Genomic DNA, 3427 nt, shown 5'->3' on the forward strand with positions numbered 1-3427 from the left:
TCCTGGAGCAAGAAGCAATTTTGTTCCGCTTTCGAATGTTTTTTCTCGTTTCTTATCAAAAGGATAACTATCGTCGTGGGAAGAAACATAGTTCATAACTGTATTTCCTTTTAAGTCATTTTGAAGAATTGTGCTGTATTTTGAAAACAAAGATTCATAATTCATTTTGGCTTCGTTTCTAAAATCAAAATTGATTAAACCAGTAAAACCATTTTCGAAATAGTTGACTTTTTTATCCCCAAAATCATACAGTTTTTTGTTTCCAATGTTGTAGCCATAAACTTCTCCAACTGTAAAAAAAGCATTGTTATCTAGTACCTTATCTGGGTTATTTTTTTTGAAATCGGCAAATGCTCCGTCGCATACTTTTTTGAAATCTGCCCAAACATCTTCATACGTGTGTTTGGCTGTATCAACGCGATAACCATCTATTCCATAATCGGTGATGTAATCGGATAACCATTTCATAATGTAATATTTTGGTGCACGAGGATAACCGGTTTTGGTAAAAAAGGCATCTAATTGGGCTACTTCTTGTTCGTAACGCCCTTCTTTTTTCCATTTTTCGATTAAGAATGGAGGTAGATCCACATTCTCAGTACTTTCGGTTTTTACATCTGGAAGATTTTCAACCAAGGTGCAATTTATATAAGTGTCATAAGATTTGTAAGTGCATTTTGGTGTTGTTCTCACCCAATCATTAGGATAAACAGAGTCTTCAGCAGTTACAGGTCCAGTGTGATTGATAACGGCATCCAATAAAACACGAATTCCTTTTGCGTGTGCTTTTTGTACCAATTCAGCCAAATCTTTTTTAGTTCCAAAACTAGGATCTATTGCCGACCAATCTCTTGCCCAATAGCCGTGAAATCCATAAGTAAATCCTGTTCCTTCATCTACACCATCGTGAATTTGTTCTACAACTGGCGTCATCCAAATGGCAGTTATTCCTAGTTTTTCAAAATAGCCTTCATCTATTTTTTGAATTATACCTCGAATATCGCCACCTTCAAAACCGCGCAATTTTCCAGTTGTTTTATTTCTGTAGTAATTATAGTCGTTCGTTTTATCTCCGTTATTGAAACGGTCGATTAACAGAAAATACACATTGGCATTTTCCCAAACGAAAGGGGTTTTTGATGCTGTTTGAGCAGTTTTAGTAGAGGAACAACTTAAGAAAAGAAGAGAAAGGGCAAACAGTAGTATTGATTTTTTCATTTTTGTTTTCTTTCATACCTAACAGGTTTTTAAAACCTGTTAGGTATAGTTACATTTGTATTTTGATTTCAACTTCAGTTCCTTTTTTCCAAGAAACTGGAATTTCTATCGAAGTTTTATTAGTTTTAAATTTCACGCTTTTTCCATCTACCGAAATGGTTTTGGCTTTTATATTGTGGACAATCAAATTTACATTTTTATCCAAAGATTGAAAGTTTTTTCCAATTTCCGAACTCAATTGGATAACAACTGTTTTGCTATTGACATTACTATGGAAATTCAAAATTTCATATTCTTCTTTTTCAAATGCGTTTGCCGTTAAACCATCATCATTATAAATTCTTCCTTTGCTTTTTGTAGTTTTTGCATCAAAATAATAATGCAAATCGAAGTTAGCCAACGAATATTGCGATGTGTTTTGAATGGTTTTTATCATTGGAATAAAAGCACCACCGCGAACATAAACAGGAATATGATCTTCAACAACCGCTATGTTTGCAGTTGTTCCGGCCAATTGTTTTTTATTGGAATTGAAATCAAACCAATTGTTATTTTTTGGAAAGTAAACAGTAGTTGAAGTGATTTCAGCTTTTGTAATTGGAGTAACTAGGAAATCATTTCCCCAAAGATAGGTTTCACAAACAGTCAATAATTTAGGATTATTTGGTTCTTCAAAAAACAACGGACGCATTAAGGGAGTTCCTTTTTGGTTATTTTCAAAAGCCAAAGTATAATTGTAAGGTAAAAGTTGGTAACGCAATTCTACTAGTTTCTTGGCTTTTGCTTTGGTTATAATGTCTTTGCGAGCCACTTCCGAAGCGACTTCTTCTTGAGCGTGGGGACGAAATATTGGTTGGAAAACACCATATTGTAGCCAACGAATATACAATTCGTTGTCAAAATAATCGCCTGCAAATCCTCCTAAATCAGAGTGCATATACCCCATTCCTTGCATTCCCATTTGCAAGGCGATTTCGGTTTGCGATTGCAATCCGCCCCAAGAACGGCTCACATCACCAGACCACGGAATCATCCCGAAACGTTGTGAACCAGAATATCCAGCACGCATCAGAATGAATGGACGCACATTTGGAAAATCTTTTTTGTAACCGTCAGCAATTAATTTTGCCCAATTGTGGCCGTAAACATTATGAATTTCATCAGCTTTGCCACCAGCGGTAATTGCTTCGGATGGGAATACTTCGGGTTCGCCCAAATCGCCCCAAAGTCCGCCAACGCCTTGATTGATTAAGCTTTTGTAAATATTCCAAAACCAGTCTTTTCCTTCGGGTTTAAAAACATCTATGATTCCAGTATTTCCAAAATAGAAATCGTAAGTAAAAGGTTTTCCGTTTTTGTCTGTTGCGACTACTTTTTTATCTACAACTTCCTGCCATTTACTTGAAGTTGTCAGCACAAAAGGTTCCGTTATTAAAACAGTTTTTATTCCTTTTGCATTTAAATCGGCAATCATTTTTGTTGGGCTTTTGAAGTTGTCTTTATCCCAATCTAAATTTCCCATTGTTCCTTGAATGGTTTTTCCAAACCAATATAAATCGAGAATTATCGCATCGACAGGAATTTTATCTTCTTCAAATTTATTGATGGTTTTCTCCACCTCTTCTTGAGTATGATAACCAAAACGACTAGAAAAATTCCCTAAAGTCCATCGAGCAGGTAAGGGTTGTTTTCCAGTTAAATCAGTGTAATTTGAAATCAAATCCGTCCAAGAATCGCCTACAATTACTTGATAGGTTTTTCTTCCCGAAATAGTCTCATACGCTAAAGTATTATCTTTTTTACTATCTAAATCCAAGTAGCCAATGGCAGAATTATCAAAATGAACCGCATACAATTTAGAAGATAAAACCATTGGAATACAAAAATTCATTAATTCCGAATGCGTTTCGTAACCATAATGAGCTCGGTTATACAAAGCTAATTTATTGCCACGACGGTTCATTCCTAAAGCACGGGCTCCGCCACCATATAAAACTTCATCAGGTGAGATATTGAACTGAATTACTTCTGTTGAATCTGCTTTGATGTTGCCTTTTACATTTTCTAACGGGATATGTTTTTGTTTGAAATAACCGTTTTTTTCTGATAACAAAAGCTTTTGTTGATTGAAATAAGAGATTTGAAATGGTGATTTTTGGACAGTTACTACAATTCCTTTTTTGTAAAGACTTATAAACTTTGGCGTTTC

At 35.0% G+C, this 3427-nt stretch carries 2 protein-coding genes; both read right to left on the minus strand.

What is annotated here, in order from left to right:
- A partial coding sequence (locus PHC28_RS17130) for an alpha-amylase family glycosyl hydrolase (RefSeq protein ID WP_300103430.1) occupies positions 1–1218 on the minus strand: 1218 nt, incomplete at its 3' end.
- Positions 1219–1267: 49 nt separating this feature from the next.
- Positions 1268–3427: TIM-barrel domain-containing protein (locus PHC28_RS17135; protein ID WP_300103432.1), on the minus strand; the 2160-nt coding region annotated here is incomplete at its 5' end.

It is taken from the genome of Flavobacterium sp., from assembly GCF_028712645.1.
Classification (GTDB): domain Bacteria; phylum Bacteroidota; class Bacteroidia; order Flavobacteriales; family Flavobacteriaceae; genus Flavobacterium.